This is a genomic window from bacterium (assembly GCA_026414725.1).
In the GTDB taxonomy this organism is placed as follows: Bacteria; Ratteibacteria; UBA8468; order B48-G9; family JAFGKM01; genus JAAYXZ01.
On record JAOAIL010000065.1, the window covers coordinates 1 to 254 of the forward strand.

The window sequence follows — 254 nt, forward strand, 5'->3', positions numbered from 1 at the left end:
ATATCATATCCAATTATATCTTCTATTTACTCTATAACAAATCTATATTCCATTGCTAAACTTTCCAAAATTACTCTAGTAATTTGAGCAATACTTTCTGGAATTTTCTGGCCTGTGTTTCTACAATAATTTTTTATTTTTTCAACCATATTACCAGGATAAAGAAACTCTACATTATTTACATCTATAAAAGAGAAGAACGGATTTGCCTCTTTTGCCATTTCAACTAAAGTCGCATATTCATAGACATTACC

General features: G+C 28.3%; 1 protein-coding gene. It reads right to left on the bottom strand.

The window, feature by feature from the left end; all coding sequences use genetic code 11:
* Nucleotides 1–26 precede the first annotated feature (26 nt).
* Nucleotides 27–254, bottom strand: a 228-nt coding sequence (locus N3D17_07875) for a rhamnulokinase (protein MCX8083280.1), incomplete at its 5' end; no start/stop codon positions are given.